Here is a 15,334-nt window from a genome sequence, read left to right as displayed (position 1 = left end):
GCCGTGGAGGTGCAGACCCGAGGACAGCGGATCTTCAAGGTCGTCAGCATGGGGTTCCTCGTGCTGGTGCTGATCGCGCTCTACGCACCGCTGCTGGTGATGACCAGCCTGTCCTTCACCGAGGACCAGACCTCGACGTTCCCACCCGAGAACCTCTCGCTGATCTCCTACGAGAAGCTCCTGCACCCCGACCGGATCGAGCTCTTCACGATCGCGGGCGAGCCGATCACCGACTACTGGGGCCCGCTCCAGCTGTCGGTGCTGCTCGGGGTGCTGACCGCCGTCGTGGCGACGGCGCTGGGACTCTCGGCCGCCATCGCGTTCCGGCAGCAGTTCCGCGGCCGCAACTCCCTGTTCTTCGTCCTGCTCCTGGGCATGATCGCGCCCGGCATCGTGGTGGGACTCGGCATCCGGCTCCTGGCCACCGCGATCGAGCTCGAGCCGCGCTGGTACACCACCGGGCTGCTGGTGCACGTGGGGTGGACGCTTCCGTTCTCCTTCGTGATCTTCATGATCTTCCTCAACCGCTTCGACCGGCAGATCGAGGAGGCGGCGTCCATGCTCGGCGCCACGGCGCTGCAGGTCTTCCGCCACGTCACGCTGCCGATCCTCCGCCCCGCGGTGCTCGCGTCGCTGCTGTTCGGCTTCACGCTCTCCTTCGACGAGCTCCAGCGCAGCGCCCTGGCGCTGGGCCAGGACATGTCCCTGCCCCGCGCCCTGGTCTCGGTGACGACGATCCGCGTGACGCCGGTCGTCTACTCCCTGGGCGCGATCATCGCGATCGCCTCCCTGGCGCTGGTCCTGGTCTACCTGATCATGTTCGAGCGGGACGCCAAGAAGCTGTACGTCCCCGCCGCGGCGAAGGACGACGAGTGATGGAGAGACCAGCGCCTGTCGAGTCCGCCGACCTGCCCGAGCTGTCGCCCGAGCTGAACGCGCTGCTGGCGCGCATGCGGGAGGTGCCCCTGGGCGAGGCGGCCGTCGCGATGTCGTTCGACCCGAGCCGGGGAGCAGAGAAGTGAACAGCGATCTCGACATCCTCACCGCCCGTGAGGCGATCCTGCGCGGCGAGCTCTCACCGGTGGAGCTGACCCGCGCCTGCCTCGCCCGCATCGACGAGGTCGACGCAGCCGTCAACGCCTACGTCGAGGTGTACGCCGACGACGCGCTCGCCGCGGCCCAGCAGGCCGAGGACGAGATCGGGCGCGGCGTCGACCGCGGCCCGCTGCACGGCATCCCGATCGCGGTCAAGGACCTCTTCGACGTCGCCGGCCGGGTGACCGGAGCGGGCTCGCGCTCGCTGGACGACGCCCCGCCGGCCGCCGTGGACGCCCACAGCGTCGGACTCCTCCGCGACGGCGGCGCGGTCATCCTCGGCAAGACCCACACCCACGAGTTCGCGTTCGGGTCCACCACGCCGCAGACGGGCAACCCCTGGGACCTCGACCGGGTCCCGGGCGGCTCCAGCGGCGGCTCCGCGGCCGCACTGGCCCTCGACACCTGCCTGATGGCGCTCGGCACGGACACCGCCGGCTCCATCCGGATGCCCGCCGCCCTGTGCGGCGTCGTCGGCATCAAGCCGACCTACGGCCGGGTGAGCAAGTCCGGCATCGCGCCGCTGAGCTGGTCCCTCGACCACGCCGGGCCGCTCACGCGCTACGTCGCCGACGCCGCGGCAGCGCTGCAGGTGATGGCCGGGCACGACCCCGCCGACGTGGGGTCGCACGACGTGCCGGTCCCGGACTACCTGGCTCACCTCGGCGACGGGGTCGACGGGCTCACGGTCGCCGTGCCGGTCAACCACTACGCGGAGAACCTCAGCCCCGGCATGCACGAGGCCTACCAGCAGGCCCTCGCGGTGCTCGAGCAGCTGGGCGCGACCGTCGTCCCGGTCGAGCTCCCCCTCGCGCCGGCGTACATGGGCGCCACGTTCGCGATCATGATGGCCGAGGCCAGCGCCTACCACCGGCACCGCCTCGGCCCGCTGGGCGACCGCTACACCGAGGACGTCCGCAGGCTGCTGGAGGCCGGCCTGAGCCTGCCCGCGGTGGACTACGTCGACGGCCAGCGCACCCGCGGCCTCGTCCAGGCCGAGTGGCAGCAGATCCTGTCGACCGCCGACGTCGTGGTCGTCCCCACCCTCCCGACCTCTGCGGTCCTGCGGGACGCCGCGGTCCTGAACATCACCGAGAACTACTCGGAGTCGATCATGAGCTGCTACGTGCGGCTCTCGTGCCCGGCGAACCTGACCGGGCTGCCCGCGCTGTCGGTGCCCTGCGGCGTGGACGCCCAGGGCCTGCCGCTCGGCCTGCAGATCATCGGTCGCGCGTTCGACGAGGCGACCGTCCTGCGGGTCGGCGCGGCCTACGAGGGGGCCACCACCTGGCACCAGCTGGGTCCGCCGTCCCCCGAGGTCCGCGCGGGGAGTGGACAGCGGTGACCGGTGCGCCTCTCGCCGTCGACCTGAACTGCGACCTCGGTGAGTCCTACGGCTCCTGGCGGCTCGGCGACGACGCCGCCATGTTGTCGCTGGTGAGCAGCGCGAACGTCGCGTGCGGGTTCCACGCCGGGGACCCGACGGTGATCCGGCAGACCACGGCGAACGCTGCCGCCGAGGGCGTGACGATCGGCGCCCACGTCGGCTACCCGGACCTGGCCGGCTTCGGCCGACGCTTCATGGACATGTCGCCGGAGTCGCTGGCCGACGCGGTGCTCTACCAGATCGCCGCGCTCGAGGGATTCGCCAGAGCCGCCGGCCAGCGGGTCGCCTACGTGAAGCCGCACGGCGCGCTCTACAACACCGTCGTCCACCACGTCGGACAGGCACGGGCGGTCGTCCGGGCGACCAAGACCTTCGACCCTTCGCTGAAGATCCTCGGGCTGCCCGGCTCGGCCGTGCTGGCCGCGGCCCGCGAGGAGGGACTCGGGGTGGTGACCGAGGCGTTCGCCGACCGGGCGTACACCCCCGAAGGGACGCTGGTGAGCCGGACCGAGCCCGGCTCCGTGCTCACCGACGTCGCCCACGTCGCCCGTCGGGCGACCCGCATGGTCACCCATCGTGAGGTCGAGGCGATCGACGGCAGCCTCATCCACATCGACGCCGACTCCCTCTGCATCCACGGCGACAGCCCGGGCGCGGTCGAGATGGCGCACGCGGTCCGCGCCGGGCTGACCGGGGCCGGCGTCGAGATCCGAGCATTTGCGCGGTGAGATTCATGCGCTGCGGTGACGTCGGCGTGCTCGTCGAGCTGGCCACTCTCGAGGACGTGCTGTCACTCCATGCAGATCTCGAGGCACGCCCGGTCCCCGGGATGGTGGACCTAGTGCCGGCGCTGGAGACCCTGCTGGTGAAGTTCGACCCCGCCGTCGCCACGCCGGAGCAGGTCTGCCAGGACATCAGGACCCGGTCCCCCGAGCGGGCACGGCGGCAGACCGGAGAGGTGCTGACGGTGCCCGTCCGGTACGACGGCGAGGACCTGGCGGCGGTCTCCGCGCTGCTCGGGATCTCGGTGGCCGAGACCGTCCGCCGCCACACCAGTCAGGTCTGGACGGTCGCGTTCGCCGGGTTCTCCCCCGGCTTCGGGTACCTCGTCGGCGACGCAGGAGGGCTGCAGGTGTCGCGTCGCGCCACCCCGCGCACCCGAGTGCCGGCGGGCGCCGTGGCGCTGGCCGGGGAGTTCACCGGCGTGTACCCGCGTGAGTCCCCCGGCGGATGGCAGATCGTCGGCCACACCGCCCTCGAGGCCTGGGACCTCGACCGCGATCCCCCGGCCCTGCTGACGCCTGGGACGCGGGTGAGCTTTGCGAGCGTGGACAGCGTTGCGTAGCGCGGAGCTGGTGGTGCTGCAGGCCGGGCCCATGGCGACCATCCAGGACCTCGGCCGCCCGGGACTGGCGAAGATCGGCGTCGGCACCTCCGGCGCCGCCGACCGAGCCTCGCTCAAGCTCGCCAACCGGCTGGTCGGCAACCCCGAGGATGCCGCCGCCATCGAGATCACGGTCGGAGGCTTCTCGGCCTCACCGACCAAGGACCTGCTGGTGGCGGTGACCGGAGCCCCGGTGCCGATCTGGGTCGACGACCGGCCGGAGGGGTGCAACGCCGTTCTGCGCGTGCGGGCGGGGCAGACGCTCCGGGTCGGCGTCGCGTCCTGCGGGGTCCGGAGCTATCTCGGAGTCCGGGGCGGGATCGCGGTCCCCGCGGTGCTGGGCTCGCGGTCGACCGACACGATGGCGCACCTCGGCCCGGCGGTGCTCGAGGACGGCGTCCGGCTGCCGGTCGGCGCACCGCCGACGACCTTCCCCATCGTCGACCAGGCCGTCACCCGGACCGCGGCCGGTGCCCCGCTGCGGGTCGTCATGGGTCCGCGCGACGACTGGTTCACTGCCGCCTCTCGCCGCGCGCTCGTCACCGAGCCCTGGACGGCGACCGCTGTCGGCGACCGGATCGGCATGCGGCTGGCCGGCCCGACGCTCGAACGGGTGGTGTCCCGCGAGCTCTCCAGCGAGGGTGTGGTCCGAGGAGCCCTCCAGGTCCCGCCGGGTGGGCACCCGACCCTGATGCTCGCCGACCACCCGGTCACCGGCGGCTACCCCGTCATCGCGGTGGTGGTGGACGCCGACATCGACCGCGCCGCGAACATCCGTCCCGGCGACACGTTGTTCTTCGAAGAGACAAGGAAGCAGGCCCTCACATGAGTGCACCAGTGGAATCGTTGACCCCCACCGAGGCCCGGGAGATGTTCCGCGGCGGGCTGTCGGTACCGACGAGTGGGTGGTGCACGGGGATGACCCAGGCGAACCTGATCGTCCTCCCGAAGCAGCACGCCTACGACTTCTTGCTGTTCGCCCAGCGCAACCCGCGGTCGTGCCCGGTCATCGACGTCTCGGACCCCGGCTCCCCCACCACCAGCCTCGCACCGGGGGCTGACCTGCGCACGGACCTCCCGGGCTACCGGATCATCGCCGACGGCGTGGTCGTCGAGGAGCGCTCGGAGGTCACCGAGCAGTGGACCGACGACATGGTCGCCTTCCTCATCGGGTGCAGCTTCACCTTCGAGCACGCGCTGGTCCAGGCCGGCGTCCCCGTCCGGCACCTGACCGCGGGCCGCAACGTGCCGATGTACCGGACGAACCTGGCCTCCCGGGCCGCGGGCGTCATGCACGGCCCGATCGTCGTGTCGATGCGCGCGATCCCCGCGAGCCAGGTGGCGACCGCCGTGCAGGTGACGAGCCGCTACCCGACCATGCACGGTGCTCCGCTGCACATCGGCGACCCCGCCTCCCTCGGCATCGCCGACTTGGGCTCTCCCGACTACGGCGACGCGCCCCTGATCGAGGACGGCGACGTGCCGGTGTTCTGGGGGTGCGGGGTGACGCCCCAGGCGATCGCCGTGGCCGCCGGCCTGCCGTTCGCGATCTCCCACGCTCCCGGCAAGATGATGATCACCGACGTGGCCGACACGGCCTGGGCCGTCTGACGCCGCTCCAGGTCCACGACCGACGCCTCGGTGGCAGGTCGACGCCGAGACGGCCGCCCGCCCGACTAGGCTGAGCCGGCGGATCGTTCCCAGGTTCTTCCCACCGAAGCTCCGTCGGGTTCCTTCCGTGTCCAGGGCCCCTAGCTCAATTGGCAGAGCAGTGGACTTTTAATCCATGGGTTGTGGGTTCGAGTCCCACGGGGCCTACCAACGGTCGGCGGAAACCGGTCTACTCCACCTCCGGAGTTTGCGCGAAGGTGATGCGCCGCGGCCGCGCGCGCCCCTAGTCTCACCGCTGATGAACCGTCGGTGACCCGAGACGCCGGCGGTTCTTCACTTTCCCGGGGCCGGCGCGGGCGGGTGTGGACCAGACCACACTGGGACCCAGTAACGCGCCCGATCCCGCGCCGTTGACCCAGCGACAGTCCCGGCAGCCGGATCCTGCCGAGCGCGGCTCGCCACCCCGGAGGGTGGGCTACGCACCGGACGCACGGGGTGGGTGGGCGCGGTTGGGGACCGCGCCCACCATCGCCCGACGGTGGGACCGCTCAGGTCGCGATCCAGTAGCGCCGCTTCCCGTTGCGGGAGTCCTCGTAGGCGCCGTCGCACCGCTCGATCGTCCGGAGCGAGCCGAGGTTGTCCTCGTCGCACGTGACCAGGACCCGCTCGATGCCCAGCCCGGCCGCGGCCGCCACCGCCAGCTCCAGGGCGGCGGAGGCGTGGCCCCGGTCGCGGCGCGACGGGCGCACGCTGTACCCGACGTGGCCGCCCTCGTCGAGCAGCCAGGCGTTGAGCCGGTGCCGCAGGGCGAGGAAGCCGACGACCTCCGGCTCGCCCTCGGGACCGTCGGTGATCCAGAAGTAGGTGCAGTGCACCCGGCCCTCCGGGACGTCCGTGGCCTCGTCGGCCTGCGCCAGCAGGTGCTCGACGACCCTCCGGCAGCCGTCCTCGGTGACGTCGACGGTGTCGAAGTCCCACAGCCCCGACCCGTGGATGTGCTGCTCACCGGCGGCGTGGAACTCACCCACCGCCTCCGCCCAGGAGGCGGCGAGGGCGACGTCGGGCCGGTGGAGAGTGGTCATGCCCCATTCCACCGCACGTCCACCGCACGCGTCCGCGCGTGCGTCGAGTGAGGGTCAGCCGACCCGCTGCTCGGCCGGGACGCCGCGCTCGCCGGCGTCGGTGAGCCGGGCCTCCTCCGCCGCCTGCGCCTCGAGCTCCGCGCGCCGGGTCGTCTCGAGGAGCGCCTGGGCGGCGTCGTACGCCCCCGGGTCGGAGACGAGGTCGGCGGCACCGCGCTCGAGCCGCTGGAGGGCGCTGCGGGCGAAGATCTGCTGCTCGGTCGTGGTGCGCTCGGAGCGGCCGCGGCCGATGAACGAGACGGCCCAGCGGATCAGCGCGGTGACCCGGCTCTTGAAGCCGGTGATGTAGATCAGGTGCAGGCCGAGCCACATCAGCCAGGCGAGGACGCCGGTGACCCGCAGCTTGCCGATCAGCGCGACCGCGCGGAAGCGGCTGATGATGGCCATCGAGCCCTTGTCGAAGTACTTGAACGGGCCCTGCGACGGCTTGGACTTCAGCCGGTTGTCGATCTCCTTGGCGGCGTACTTGGCGCCCTGGATCGCGACCTGCGCGACGCCCGGGAGGTTGTCGAGGGCGATCATGTCGCCGACCACGAACACCTCGGGGTGGCCCGGGAGGGTGAGGTCGGGGTTGACCGCGATCCGGCCGGCCCGGTCGAGCGGGGCTCCGGTCTGCTCCGACAGCGTGCGGCCCAGCGGGTTCGCGGCGACGCCGGCGGCCCAGATCTTGGTGACGCTGTCGATGCGCTCGACGCGGCCGTCCTTGAACTTCATCTCGATGCCGCGCTCGTCGACGTCGGTGACCATCGCGCCGAGGATGACCTCGACGCCGAGCTTCTCGAGCTCGCCCTTGGCCTTCTCGCCGAGCTTCTGGCCGAACGGCGGCAGCACCTGCGGCGCGGCGTCGACCAGGATCACGCGGGCCTGGCGCGAGTTGATCGCGCGGAAGTCCTTCTTCAGCGTGCGGTGGGCGAGCTCGGCGATCTGGCCGGCCATCTCGACACCGGTCGGGCCGGCGCCGACGACCACGAACGTCAGCAGGTGGTCGACGTTCTCGCCGCGCTTGGCGCCGATCTCCGCGAGCTCGAACGCCCCGAAGATCCGGCCGCGCAGCTCCAGTGCGTCGTCGATGCTCTTCATGCCGGGCGCGAACTCGGCGAAGCGGTCGTTGCCGAAGTAGGACTGACCGGCGCCCGCGGCGACGATGAGGGAGTCGTACGACGTCACCAGCTCGCGCCCGAGCACCTGCGAGGTGACGGTGCGGGCCTCGAGGTCGATGGCGGTGACCTCTCCGAGGAGAACCTGCGCGTTGGCCTGCTGAGCCAGGATCTCGCGGGTCGGCGGAGCGATCTCGCCCTGCGACAGGATGCCCGTCGCCACCTGGTAGAGCAGCGGCTGGAAGAGGTGGTGGGTCGTCTTCGCGACCATCGTGACGTCGACGTCGGACCTCCGCAGGGCCTTCGTGCCGAACAGTCCACCGAACCCGGAACCGACCACCACGACCTGGTGACGCTCTGCCATGTCGGACCTTCCCACCCTGAGTGCGTGTGCGCGCTGGAAGAACACGCTCCAGCGTGCCCATTGTTCCGCCGGTACCCCGTTCCGGCGAATCGGGGGCGTCTCATCCGTCACATCCCACTACCGCACGCGATCGCATCGAGCCACCCCGTCCAGACCGCCGAAATCCGCCGCGAGCAGCGATGTTTCACTACGAAAGTCCCGGGGTAGACGAGCCGCGATGGCCCTGCCATCGCCCCACCTCGCCACTTCCGGAGAACACTCTGCCGCTCAACAGGCCTGCCCTCTCGTTGGGCACCGGGCCCCGCGGCGTGCAGGACGCACGCCGATGGGTGGTCGACACCTGCCGTGACATCGGCCGGGACGACCTGTTCGAGTGCGCCGAGCTCGGGGTCTCCGAGCTGGTCACCAACGCCCTCCTGCACGCCGTCGCGCCGCTGACGGTGCGGGTCCGCGGCACCCGCGAGCACCCCCGCGTCGAGGTGCGCGACGGGTCCGTCGAGCTGCCGGTCATGCCGGGCTCGGGACCGGACCAGGACGACGAGCTGCTGCTGACCTTCGGGCGCGGGCTCTGCATCGTCGCGCGCTGCTCGACCGCCTGGGGCGTCGAGCTCGAGGACGACGGCAAGATCGTGTGGTTCGTCCCCGCGACGCACAGCCGGGACGAGATGACCGAGGGCGTGGTCACCGGCGAGGCTCCCGCCCCGTCCCGCGAGCCGAGCGACGACGAGCTGCGCATCGAGATCAGGGGCGTACCTCTGCGGTCGTTCGTGGAGTTCCAGCGCCACAACCGCGAGCTCCGTCGCGAGGTGCGGCTGCTCGCGCTGGCGCACCAGGCCGAGTACCCGCTGGCCCGCGACCTCTCCGAGCTCTTCGGCGCGCTGGAGCGGGAGCTGCGCGAGGGCATCGGCGCGGAGCAGATCGAGGACGCCCTCGCCTCCGGCGCGGCGACCGCGGACCTCCACCTGGCGATGGCCAGCGAGACGGCCGGCACCATCGGGCGGTTCATCGAGCTGCTCGACCTGGCCGACGCGTTCTGCCGGGAGGAGCGGCTGCTGTCGCTGGCGCGGACGCCCGACCAGCAGCGGTTCCAGCGGTGGTTCCTGAACGAGTTCGTGCGTCAGCAGACGGGCCAGCCGCCGCTCTCGTGGCAGGATGCGCCCGTGTCCAGGCGGCAGAGCAGCGTCTCGTGAGCTTGCGTCTGCTCGCCGCGGTCGCGGCGGGTGGCGCAGCCGGGGCCCTGGCGCGGTGGGGCCTGACCGAGGCGTTCCCCTCCGACGCCGACGCCTTCCCGTGGGCGACCTTCGCGATCAACGTCCTCGGGTCGCTCCTGCTCGCGCTGCTGCCCGCGGTCGCGGCCGTACGGCGGTCGCGAACCCTCGCCGCCGCCCTGGGCCCGGGCGTGCTCGGCGGGTTCACCACGCTGTCGGCGTACTCCGAGCAGGCGCGGGCGCTGGTCGACGCGGGCCGGGTCGGCGTGGCGGGGGCCTACGTGGTCGGGACGCTGGCCGCGTGCCTGGTCGCCGTCGCGGTGGTGTCGCACCACGTGCCGCCGGAGCCGCCGGGGGCGGTCGAGTGACCGCGCTGCTCGTCGCGCTCGGCGCCGCCGTCGGCGCGCCCCTGCGCTACGCGCTGGCCACGCGCTTCGACGGGCGGATGCCGTGGGGCACCTTCGGCGTGAACGTGGCCGGGTCTTTCCTGCTCGGCCTGCTCTCGGCGGTCGCGCTGTCCTCGGACGGGCTGGCGTCGGCCGGGCTGGCGCTGCTCGGCGTCGGCTTCTGCGGCGGCTTCACGACCTACTCGGCGTTCGCGGTCCAGACCCACGCGCTCGGCGTACGACGGGGTGCGGCGTACGCCGCCGGGACGATCCTGGTCTCGCTGGGCGCGTGCGCGCTCGGGTTCGCGGTCTACGCGTAGCCCAGGTCGTGCAGGCGGTCGTCGTCGATGCCGAAGTGGTGGGCGACCTCGTGCACCACGGTGATCCGCACCTCGTCCTCGAGCTCCTCGGGCGACCCGCACATGTCGAGGAGGTTGTTGCGGAAGATGAAGATCCGGTCCGGCAGTTCCATCACCGGCTCGCCGTACCGCTCGGTGAGCGCGATGCCGTCGTAGAGCCCGAGCAGGTCGGGGTCGTCCTCGGGGGCGTCGTCCTCGACCAGCACGACGACGTTGCGCACCAGCCGCGCGATCTCGTCGGGGATGTCGTCGAGGGCGCGGTCGACGAGGGCGTCGAACGCGGCGGGGTCCATCTCGACCGGCATGGCGCCATTCTGGCCGACACCCGGAAAGACCCGGGAAATGCAGAGCGCCCCGGACCTCTCGGTCCGGGGCGTCGTCCTGCGACCCCGACGGGACTCGAACCCGCGGCCTCCGCCGTGACAGGGCGGCGCGCTAACCAACTGCGCTACGGGGCCAGGCACTTCCTTGCGGAAGCGGTGGAACTCTAACCCACCCACCGCCGACCTTCACAATCGGCGGCGGTCTGGCACCCCCAACGGGATTCGAACCCGTGCTACCGCCGTGAAAGGGCGGGGTCCTGGGCCGCTAGACGATGGGGGCCGGACTGCACCGAGAAGCATAGGGTCCGCGCCCGGGGGGTTCCAAAGGGGCGGACACCGTTTTCGTACGGCCCGGTGGGCTCCTGTAGGGTGTGCGTCGCTCGGGCAGGTAGCTCAGTTGGTACGAGCGTCCGCCTGAAAAGTGGAAGGTCGGCGGTTCGACCCCGCCCCTGCCCACGAGCTCCGGAAGCCGCGGCCCTGCGCCGCGGCTTCCGGCATTTCCCCGGCCCGCGAGTGGGTACGGCGGTGTCGTGCCCGAGCTGCCCGAGGTCGAGAGAGCGCGCGCCGCGATCGAGCGGTCGGCGCTGGATCGGATCGTCGCCGAGGTCGACGACACCGACACCTGGGTGTGCCGCCCGCACCCGCCCGGCGAGATCCGGGCCGCGCTCCTGGGGCACCGCCTGACCGCGGCCCACCGCCGGGGCAAGTCGATGTGGTGCGAGACCGACGGCGGCCCGGTGCTCGGGCTGCACCTCGGCATGGCCGGCCGGATCGTCGTGGTGCCGCCGGGGGGCGAGGGCGACCCGGACGAGGGCGGCGACCCGTGGGGCGACGGCCCGTCGGCGCCCGGAGGCGAGCGGTGGTTCCGGTTCGCGCTCCGGTTCGAGGACGGCGGCGCGCTGCGGCTGCACGACAAGCGGCGACTCGGCCGGGTCCGGCTCGACCCCGACCTGGACGCGCTCGGGCCCGATGCGGGCGAGATCGGGCGGGCCGAGTTCCGCGAGCGCGTCGGGCACGGGCGCGCGCCGGTCAAGGCGCGGCTGCTCGACCAGGGCGCGCTCGCCGGGGTGGGCAACCTGCTGGCCGACGAGACGCTCTGGCGGGCGCGGCTCGATCCCCGGCGTACCGTCGACACGCTCGGGGCCGACGACCTCGACGAGCTGCGCCGCGAGCTGCGCGCCGCCATCCGCGGCGCCATCCGGCACGGCGGCGTGCACACCGGTCAGGTGATCGAGCACCGGCGGGCGGGCGGCCACTGCCCCCGCTGCGGCGCGGAGATGACGCGCGGCACCGTCGGCGGCCGGACGACGTGGTGGTGCCCGGCCGAGCAGGCGTGAGCCTCAGCTGTGGGTGAGCAGGCGGTTCGCGGCCCGCGTGAGCCACGCGGGCGAGAACCGCGACGCCGCCGCCATGACCCGGGCCTGCCGACCGACCGGCACGTGCACCTGCCGCAGCAGCCGCCGGTACGGCGAGGGGTCGACCGCCCCGAGCACCGCGGCGGCCACGTGGTCGGCGTCGAGGTGGACGCCGAGCGAGCGGGTCGACCCGGTGCGGACGCCGTCGATCATCCCGGTCTGCACGAACAGCGGCCACAGGTCGGTGACCCGGACGCCGTGACGGGCCCACTCGAGCTCGAGGGCCTCGGTGAGGCCGCGGACGTAGAACTTGGTGGCGCTGTAGTTGGCCAGCTCGGGCTGGCCGTAGATCGCCGAGGCGGAGGCGAGGTTCACCACGGTGGCCGAGCCGTGGGCGGCGGCGGTCGCCCGCAGGTGCGGGAACCCGGCGTGCATGCCGTGCAGCACGCCGGTCACGTTGACGGCGACCTCGCGCCGCAGGCTCCCCAGGTCCTGGTCCCCGAAGCGGCCCGCGTTGAGGATCCCGGCGTTGTTCACCAGGACGTCGAGGCGGCCGTGCTCGGCGACGAGGTCGGCCAGCGCCGTGGCGAACGCGTCGGGGTCGGTGACGTCGAGGCGTCCGGTCCGCACCTCGGCCGGCAGCGCGGCGAGTCCCGGCTCGTCGACGTCGAACGCGGTGACCGCCCAGCCGCGGCGGGCGAAGGCGAGGGCGGTGGCGCGGCCGATCCCGGCGGCCGCGCCGGTGATGGCGACGGTGCGTGACTCCATGGTCAGTTCGTACCACCCGACCCGAGCCGTGCGTGCGCGATGCACGAGGCCGCGGCCGGTTGCCCGGCCGCGGCCCGTGGTGATCGCCGTGCTGGTCGCCCGTCCTCAGTGAGGCCTGATCGCGTCCGCGAGCTGATCCCGCAGCCGGCCGAGGTTGTCGTCGGTCAGCGTGCTGTCCAGCCGCTCGGCCTTGGCCAGGACCGGCGTCGGGTCCGGCGGCGGGACCGGCTCACACCGCACGTCGGACCGGTGCCGCCCCGGCTTCCGCGGCGGCAGCTCGCCGGTGAGCAGGTAGTCGGCGATCCGGTCGTCCACGCACGCGACGCCCGAGAGCGAGCCGGAGTGCGTCGTACCGCCCACACCCTCGATCAGCCTCGAGCGGGGGAACCGCTTGCGCACCTCGAGAGCACCCTCGAACGGCGTCGCCGCGTCGTGGGTCTCGGCGATCAGGAGGATCGGCGGGACGTGCTTCCCCCTGACGTCCACCGGCCTGCCCGGAGGCGCCGTCCAGGTCCGGCAGGGCGCGTTGAACCAGGCGTTGTTCCAGGTCAGGAACGGCGCGAAGGCATGGATCCGGTCGTTCGTGCGCTGCCACACCTTCCACTTGCGCGGCCAGGGGGCGTCCGTGCACTCGACGGCCAGGTACATGGCGTAGGAGTTGTCCGCGCCGGGGCCGGTCGGGTCGCCGTAGTACGCCTTGGCCGGGCCGAGGTCACCGTCGGCGGCCGCGACCAGCACGTGGGCGATGTCGTCCCAGCCGTACACGTAGTACGCGGCACCGACGAAGACGTCGTTCCAGTCGGCCGCGCCGAAGTTCGGCTCCGGATGGGTGGTCAACTGGTCGAGCACGTCGTAGTAGATCGCGCGCACTGCGTCACCGTCGGTCCCGAGGTGGTAGGTGTCGTCGTTCTCGGCGACCCAGTCGAAGTACGTGTCGATGTTCTTGTCGAACTGCTTGTCCTGCTCGAGGTTGGCCTGCCACCAGACGTCCTCGGGGTTCACGACACCGTCGAAGACGAACCGCCGGACCCGGTGGGGGAAGAGGGTCGCGTAGACCTGGCCGAGGTAGGTGCCGTAGGAGAAGCCGTAGTAGTTGATCTTGCGGGCGTCGAGCGCCTTCCGGAGGCTCTCCATGTCCATCGCCCAGTCCACGGTGCGGGTGTGCTTCAGGAACGCGCCGCCGGCCGCTGTGCAGTCCCGCTGGTACTGCCGCGTCTTGGCGAACCAGAAGGTCTTGATCGCCTGCGTCTCCGGGACGTACGCCGGACGGCCGGGTGCGAAGTAGTCGCCGTCGCAGGTCAGCGACGGCACGCTACGGCCGACGCCGCGAGGGTCGAAGCCGATCCAGTCGTAGGGTGTGCCGCCGCCGTTCGGCACGAAGGCACCGAGCCGGGCGAACTCGAGCCCCGATCCGCCCGGGCCGCCCGGGTTGACGAGCATGACGCCCTGGGCGTCGGCGTCGGAGGTCGTGTGCTCGATCCGGGACACCGCGAGCTGGATCTTGGTGCCCTTCGGTCGCGAGTAGTCGAGCGGCACCACGAGCATCCCGCAGGTGGCGCCGGCATCCTGCAGGCTGGTGGTGGGGCACTCGCCCCACTGGATCGGCGGTGGGGTGTAGTGCGTCGAAGCATGGTGCGAGCCGGGATCCGAGCCGGCTCGGTGTGCTGCTGGCGCCGCGTCGGCACCGACGGTCGCGATGCCCGAGCCCACGAGGGCGGCGGCGGCGACCAGACTGGCGATTCTCATCATCGAGGGTCCCTCCCGAGAGGTCCGTGAACGAAGGCGACGGCGTCGCCCCCAGCAAACCAACCACTCGGCGGGGCCCGGAGTATCTACCCCAGGTTGGGTATTCGGCGGTCTCCCGGACCGTCAGGCCGAGCGCTCCCGCAGCACCTCGAGGCGCGGGACGCCGCCCAACCCGAGACGGTAGCGGACGTGGTCGGCGTACTGCTCGAGCGTGCGGTAGAGCGTCTGGTGCGCGCTCCACGGGAGCGGGTCGGCGCCGTCGTACCAGCTCTCGCCGAAGGAGATCCACACCGGCGTCCACTCGGCGGCCTCGTCCCAGGAGCCGCGCCTGGCCATCAGCATCCGGCGGCGCGTCTGGAAGGCCCGGCGCGGGCCGTCGGAGCAGATGGGCGCGGTCGCGATCGGCCAGAGCCGCAGGTCGAGGGACATCAGGTGCACCTCGAGCTGGGACAGCACGCCGGGGTCGACCAGGACGGTCGCGACGTTCTCGTGCGGCTCGCGCTCCATGGGCGCACGTTTCCCCGCCGCCCCGGGTCGCGTCAAGGGGCGGTCAGCCGCGCAGGCGCGCGTAGGCGTGCTGGAGGAAGTCCGAGACCGCGGTGACCGCGAACACCGCGGCCCAGGCGCGGGCGGCGCGCGGGGCGACCTGGAGCGCCCCGACGTACGCCGTCCCGACCCACACGTCCATGCAGAACGGGCAGGTCAGCAGCTCGCCGATGGTGTGCCGGACGCCGTGGTCGCCGCGGGCCGACTCGTGGTGCTCGGACGCACCGGCCGGGCCCTCGAACTCCGTGAACGGCGCCCGGAGCGGGCTGGTCACCGCGCCCCGTGAGATCAGCCGGCTGAACTTGTGCGCGGCGACGCCACCGATGAGCAGGTCGCGGGTGAGGTACGCCGCCGGGAGGGTGTGCCCGGAGAGCCGGGTGAGGCCGGCGAACGTCGCGGTGGTCACCGCGTAGACGGCGAGGCTGCCGGGAACCCGTGGAGGTCCACGTCGCCGTCGGGGTCGTAGCTGCGCATGCGGCGCCAGTTCCCGCTCAGAACGCGAGGATGCACCACCTCAGCAGTGGCAGGAACCACACCGGCTGCGCGGTTCCGAGCAACAACCC

The 15,334-nt window shown here is 72.4% G+C and carries 18 protein-coding genes and 4 tRNA genes; 13 read left to right on the top strand and 9 right to left on the bottom strand.

Annotation, left to right across the window (positions count from 1 at the left end):
• Positions 1-3 precede the first annotated feature (3 nt).
• The 8 genes from ACYQ0U_RS09445 to ACYQ0U_RS09410 all read left to right on the top strand — a co-directional run bounded on the left by ACYQ0U_RS09445 (position 4) and on the right by ACYQ0U_RS09410 (position 5,687).
• Positions 4-876, top strand: coding sequence for an ABC transporter permease (locus tag ACYQ0U_RS09445; protein WP_459971996.1), 873 nt, complete (start codon positions 4-6; stop codon positions 874-876).
• Positions 876-1,022 carry a hypothetical protein gene (locus ACYQ0U_RS09440; protein WP_459971993.1) on the top strand — a complete coding sequence of 49 codons (147 nt, stop codon included), beginning with the start codon at positions 876-878 and terminating at the stop codon, positions 1,020-1,022. The genes ACYQ0U_RS09445 and ACYQ0U_RS09440 overlap by 1 nt, the downstream gene beginning before the upstream one ends.
• The gene (locus tag ACYQ0U_RS09435; RefSeq protein ID WP_459971991.1) at positions 1,019-2,440 is read left to right on the top strand and encodes an amidase; all 1,422 of its coding nucleotides are present in this window, start codon (positions 1,019-1,021) and stop codon (positions 2,438-2,440) included. Before ACYQ0U_RS09440 ends, ACYQ0U_RS09435 begins: the two co-directional genes overlap by 4 nt.
• Positions 2,437-3,210 carry a LamB/YcsF family protein gene (locus tag ACYQ0U_RS09430; protein WP_459971987.1) on the top strand — a complete coding sequence of 258 codons (774 nt, stop codon included), beginning with the start codon at positions 2,437-2,439 and terminating at the stop codon, positions 3,208-3,210. Before ACYQ0U_RS09435 ends, ACYQ0U_RS09430 begins: the two co-directional genes overlap by 4 nt.
• A gap of 5 nt (positions 3,211-3,215) precedes the next feature.
• Complete coding sequence (locus tag ACYQ0U_RS09425) at positions 3,216-3,827, top strand: 5-oxoprolinase subunit B family protein (RefSeq protein ID WP_459972238.1); 612 nt, start codon at positions 3,216-3,218, stop codon at positions 3,825-3,827.
• Positions 3,828-3,837: 10 nt separating this feature from the next.
• Positions 3,838-4,695 (top strand): 5-oxoprolinase subunit C family protein, encoded by an 858-nt coding sequence (locus ACYQ0U_RS09420; RefSeq protein ID WP_459972236.1) that lies wholly within the window; start codon positions 3,838-3,840, stop codon positions 4,693-4,695.
• Positions 4,692-5,477, top strand: a complete 786-nt coding sequence (locus ACYQ0U_RS09415; protein ID WP_459971985.1) for a putative hydro-lyase — start codon at positions 4,692-4,694, stop codon at positions 5,475-5,477. Before ACYQ0U_RS09420 ends, ACYQ0U_RS09415 begins: the two co-directional genes overlap by 4 nt.
• A gap of 134 nt (positions 5,478-5,611) precedes the next feature.
• Positions 5,612-5,687 (top strand) — tRNA-Lys (locus ACYQ0U_RS09410).
• A 338-nt stretch (positions 5,688-6,025) separates the two neighbouring features.
• On the opposite strand, the gene ACYQ0U_RS09405 is transcribed toward ACYQ0U_RS09410, so the two are convergent.
• Together ACYQ0U_RS09405 and ACYQ0U_RS09400 are read right to left on the bottom strand one after the other, a co-directional pair.
• Positions 6,026-6,559, bottom strand: a complete 534-nt coding sequence (locus ACYQ0U_RS09405; protein WP_459971983.1) for a GNAT family N-acetyltransferase — start codon at positions 6,557-6,559, stop codon at positions 6,026-6,028.
• A gap of 54 nt (positions 6,560-6,613) precedes the next feature.
• Positions 6,614-8,080: an NAD(P)/FAD-dependent oxidoreductase gene (locus ACYQ0U_RS09400; protein WP_459971981.1), complete on the bottom strand. Its 1,467-nt coding sequence runs from the start codon at positions 8,078-8,080 to the stop codon at positions 6,614-6,616.
• A 308-nt stretch (positions 8,081-8,388) separates the two neighbouring features.
• Here ACYQ0U_RS09400 and ACYQ0U_RS09395 point away from each other — a divergent pair, with 308 nt between their 5' ends.
• Genes ACYQ0U_RS09395 through ACYQ0U_RS09385 form a run of 3 tightly spaced genes read left to right on the top strand, consistent with a single transcriptional unit; the run spans position 8,389 to position 9,994 of the window.
• Entirely contained in the window at positions 8,389-9,270 is an 882-nt protein-coding gene (locus ACYQ0U_RS09395) for an ATP-binding protein (RefSeq protein ID WP_459971979.1), read from the top strand.
• Positions 9,267-9,656 (top strand): fluoride efflux transporter FluC, encoded by a 390-nt coding sequence (locus ACYQ0U_RS09390; protein ID WP_459971977.1) that lies wholly within the window; start codon positions 9,267-9,269, stop codon positions 9,654-9,656. Before ACYQ0U_RS09395 ends, ACYQ0U_RS09390 begins: the two co-directional genes overlap by 4 nt.
• On the top strand, positions 9,653-9,994 hold the full coding sequence (locus tag ACYQ0U_RS09385; protein WP_459971974.1) for a fluoride efflux transporter FluC: 342 nt from the start codon (positions 9,653-9,655) through the stop codon (positions 9,992-9,994). The genes ACYQ0U_RS09390 and ACYQ0U_RS09385 overlap by 4 nt, the downstream gene beginning before the upstream one ends.
• Here ACYQ0U_RS09385 and ACYQ0U_RS09380 read toward each other — a convergent pair.
• From ACYQ0U_RS09380 to ACYQ0U_RS09370, 3 genes are all read right to left on the bottom strand, one after another.
• On the bottom strand, positions 9,985-10,338 hold the full coding sequence (locus tag ACYQ0U_RS09380; protein WP_459971971.1) for a metallopeptidase family protein: 354 nt from the start codon (positions 10,336-10,338) through the stop codon (positions 9,985-9,987). The genes ACYQ0U_RS09385 and ACYQ0U_RS09380 overlap by 10 nt on opposite strands.
• 79 nt (positions 10,339-10,417) lie before the next feature.
• Positions 10,418-10,491: transfer RNA gene (locus tag ACYQ0U_RS09375), tRNA-Asp, on the bottom strand.
• Between the two features lie 69 nt (positions 10,492-10,560).
• Positions 10,561-10,636, bottom strand: a tRNA-Glu gene (locus ACYQ0U_RS09370).
• A gap of 102 nt (positions 10,637-10,738) precedes the next feature.
• Between ACYQ0U_RS09370 and ACYQ0U_RS09365 the strand changes: the two genes are divergently transcribed.
• Both ACYQ0U_RS09365 and ACYQ0U_RS09360 read left to right on the top strand, forming a co-directional pair.
• Positions 10,739-10,812 (top strand) — tRNA-Phe (locus tag ACYQ0U_RS09365).
• A gap of 74 nt (positions 10,813-10,886) precedes the next feature.
• The gene (locus tag ACYQ0U_RS09360; protein WP_459971969.1) at positions 10,887-11,693 is read left to right on the top strand and encodes an Fpg/Nei family DNA glycosylase; all 807 of its coding nucleotides are present in this window, start codon (positions 10,887-10,889) and stop codon (positions 11,691-11,693) included.
• Between the two features lie 3 nt (positions 11,694-11,696).
• Here ACYQ0U_RS09360 and ACYQ0U_RS09355 read toward each other — a convergent pair whose 3' ends face one another.
• From ACYQ0U_RS09355 to ACYQ0U_RS09340, 4 genes are all read right to left on the bottom strand, one after another.
• Entirely contained in the window at positions 11,697-12,479 is a 783-nt protein-coding gene (locus tag ACYQ0U_RS09355; protein WP_459971966.1) for an SDR family oxidoreductase, read from the bottom strand.
• A 105-nt stretch (positions 12,480-12,584) separates the two neighbouring features.
• The gene (locus ACYQ0U_RS09350) at positions 12,585-14,228 is read right to left on the bottom strand and encodes an alpha/beta hydrolase (protein ID WP_459971964.1); all 1,644 of its coding nucleotides are present in this window, start codon (positions 14,226-14,228) and stop codon (positions 12,585-12,587) included.
• A gap of 120 nt (positions 14,229-14,348) precedes the next feature.
• A complete protein-coding gene (locus ACYQ0U_RS09345) occupies positions 14,349-14,732 on the bottom strand; it encodes a hypothetical protein (protein ID WP_459971962.1) in 384 nt (127 codons plus the stop codon).
• Positions 14,733-14,775: 43 nt separating this feature from the next.
• Positions 14,776-15,177, bottom strand: coding sequence for a DUF1360 domain-containing protein (locus ACYQ0U_RS09340; protein WP_459971959.1), 402 nt, complete (start codon positions 15,175-15,177; stop codon positions 14,776-14,778).
• Positions 15,178-15,334 lie beyond the last annotated feature (157 nt).

The sequence above is a fragment of the Nocardioides pyridinolyticus genome (assembly GCF_054653575.1).
This window is presented reverse-complemented; position numbering and strand designations above follow the sequence as displayed.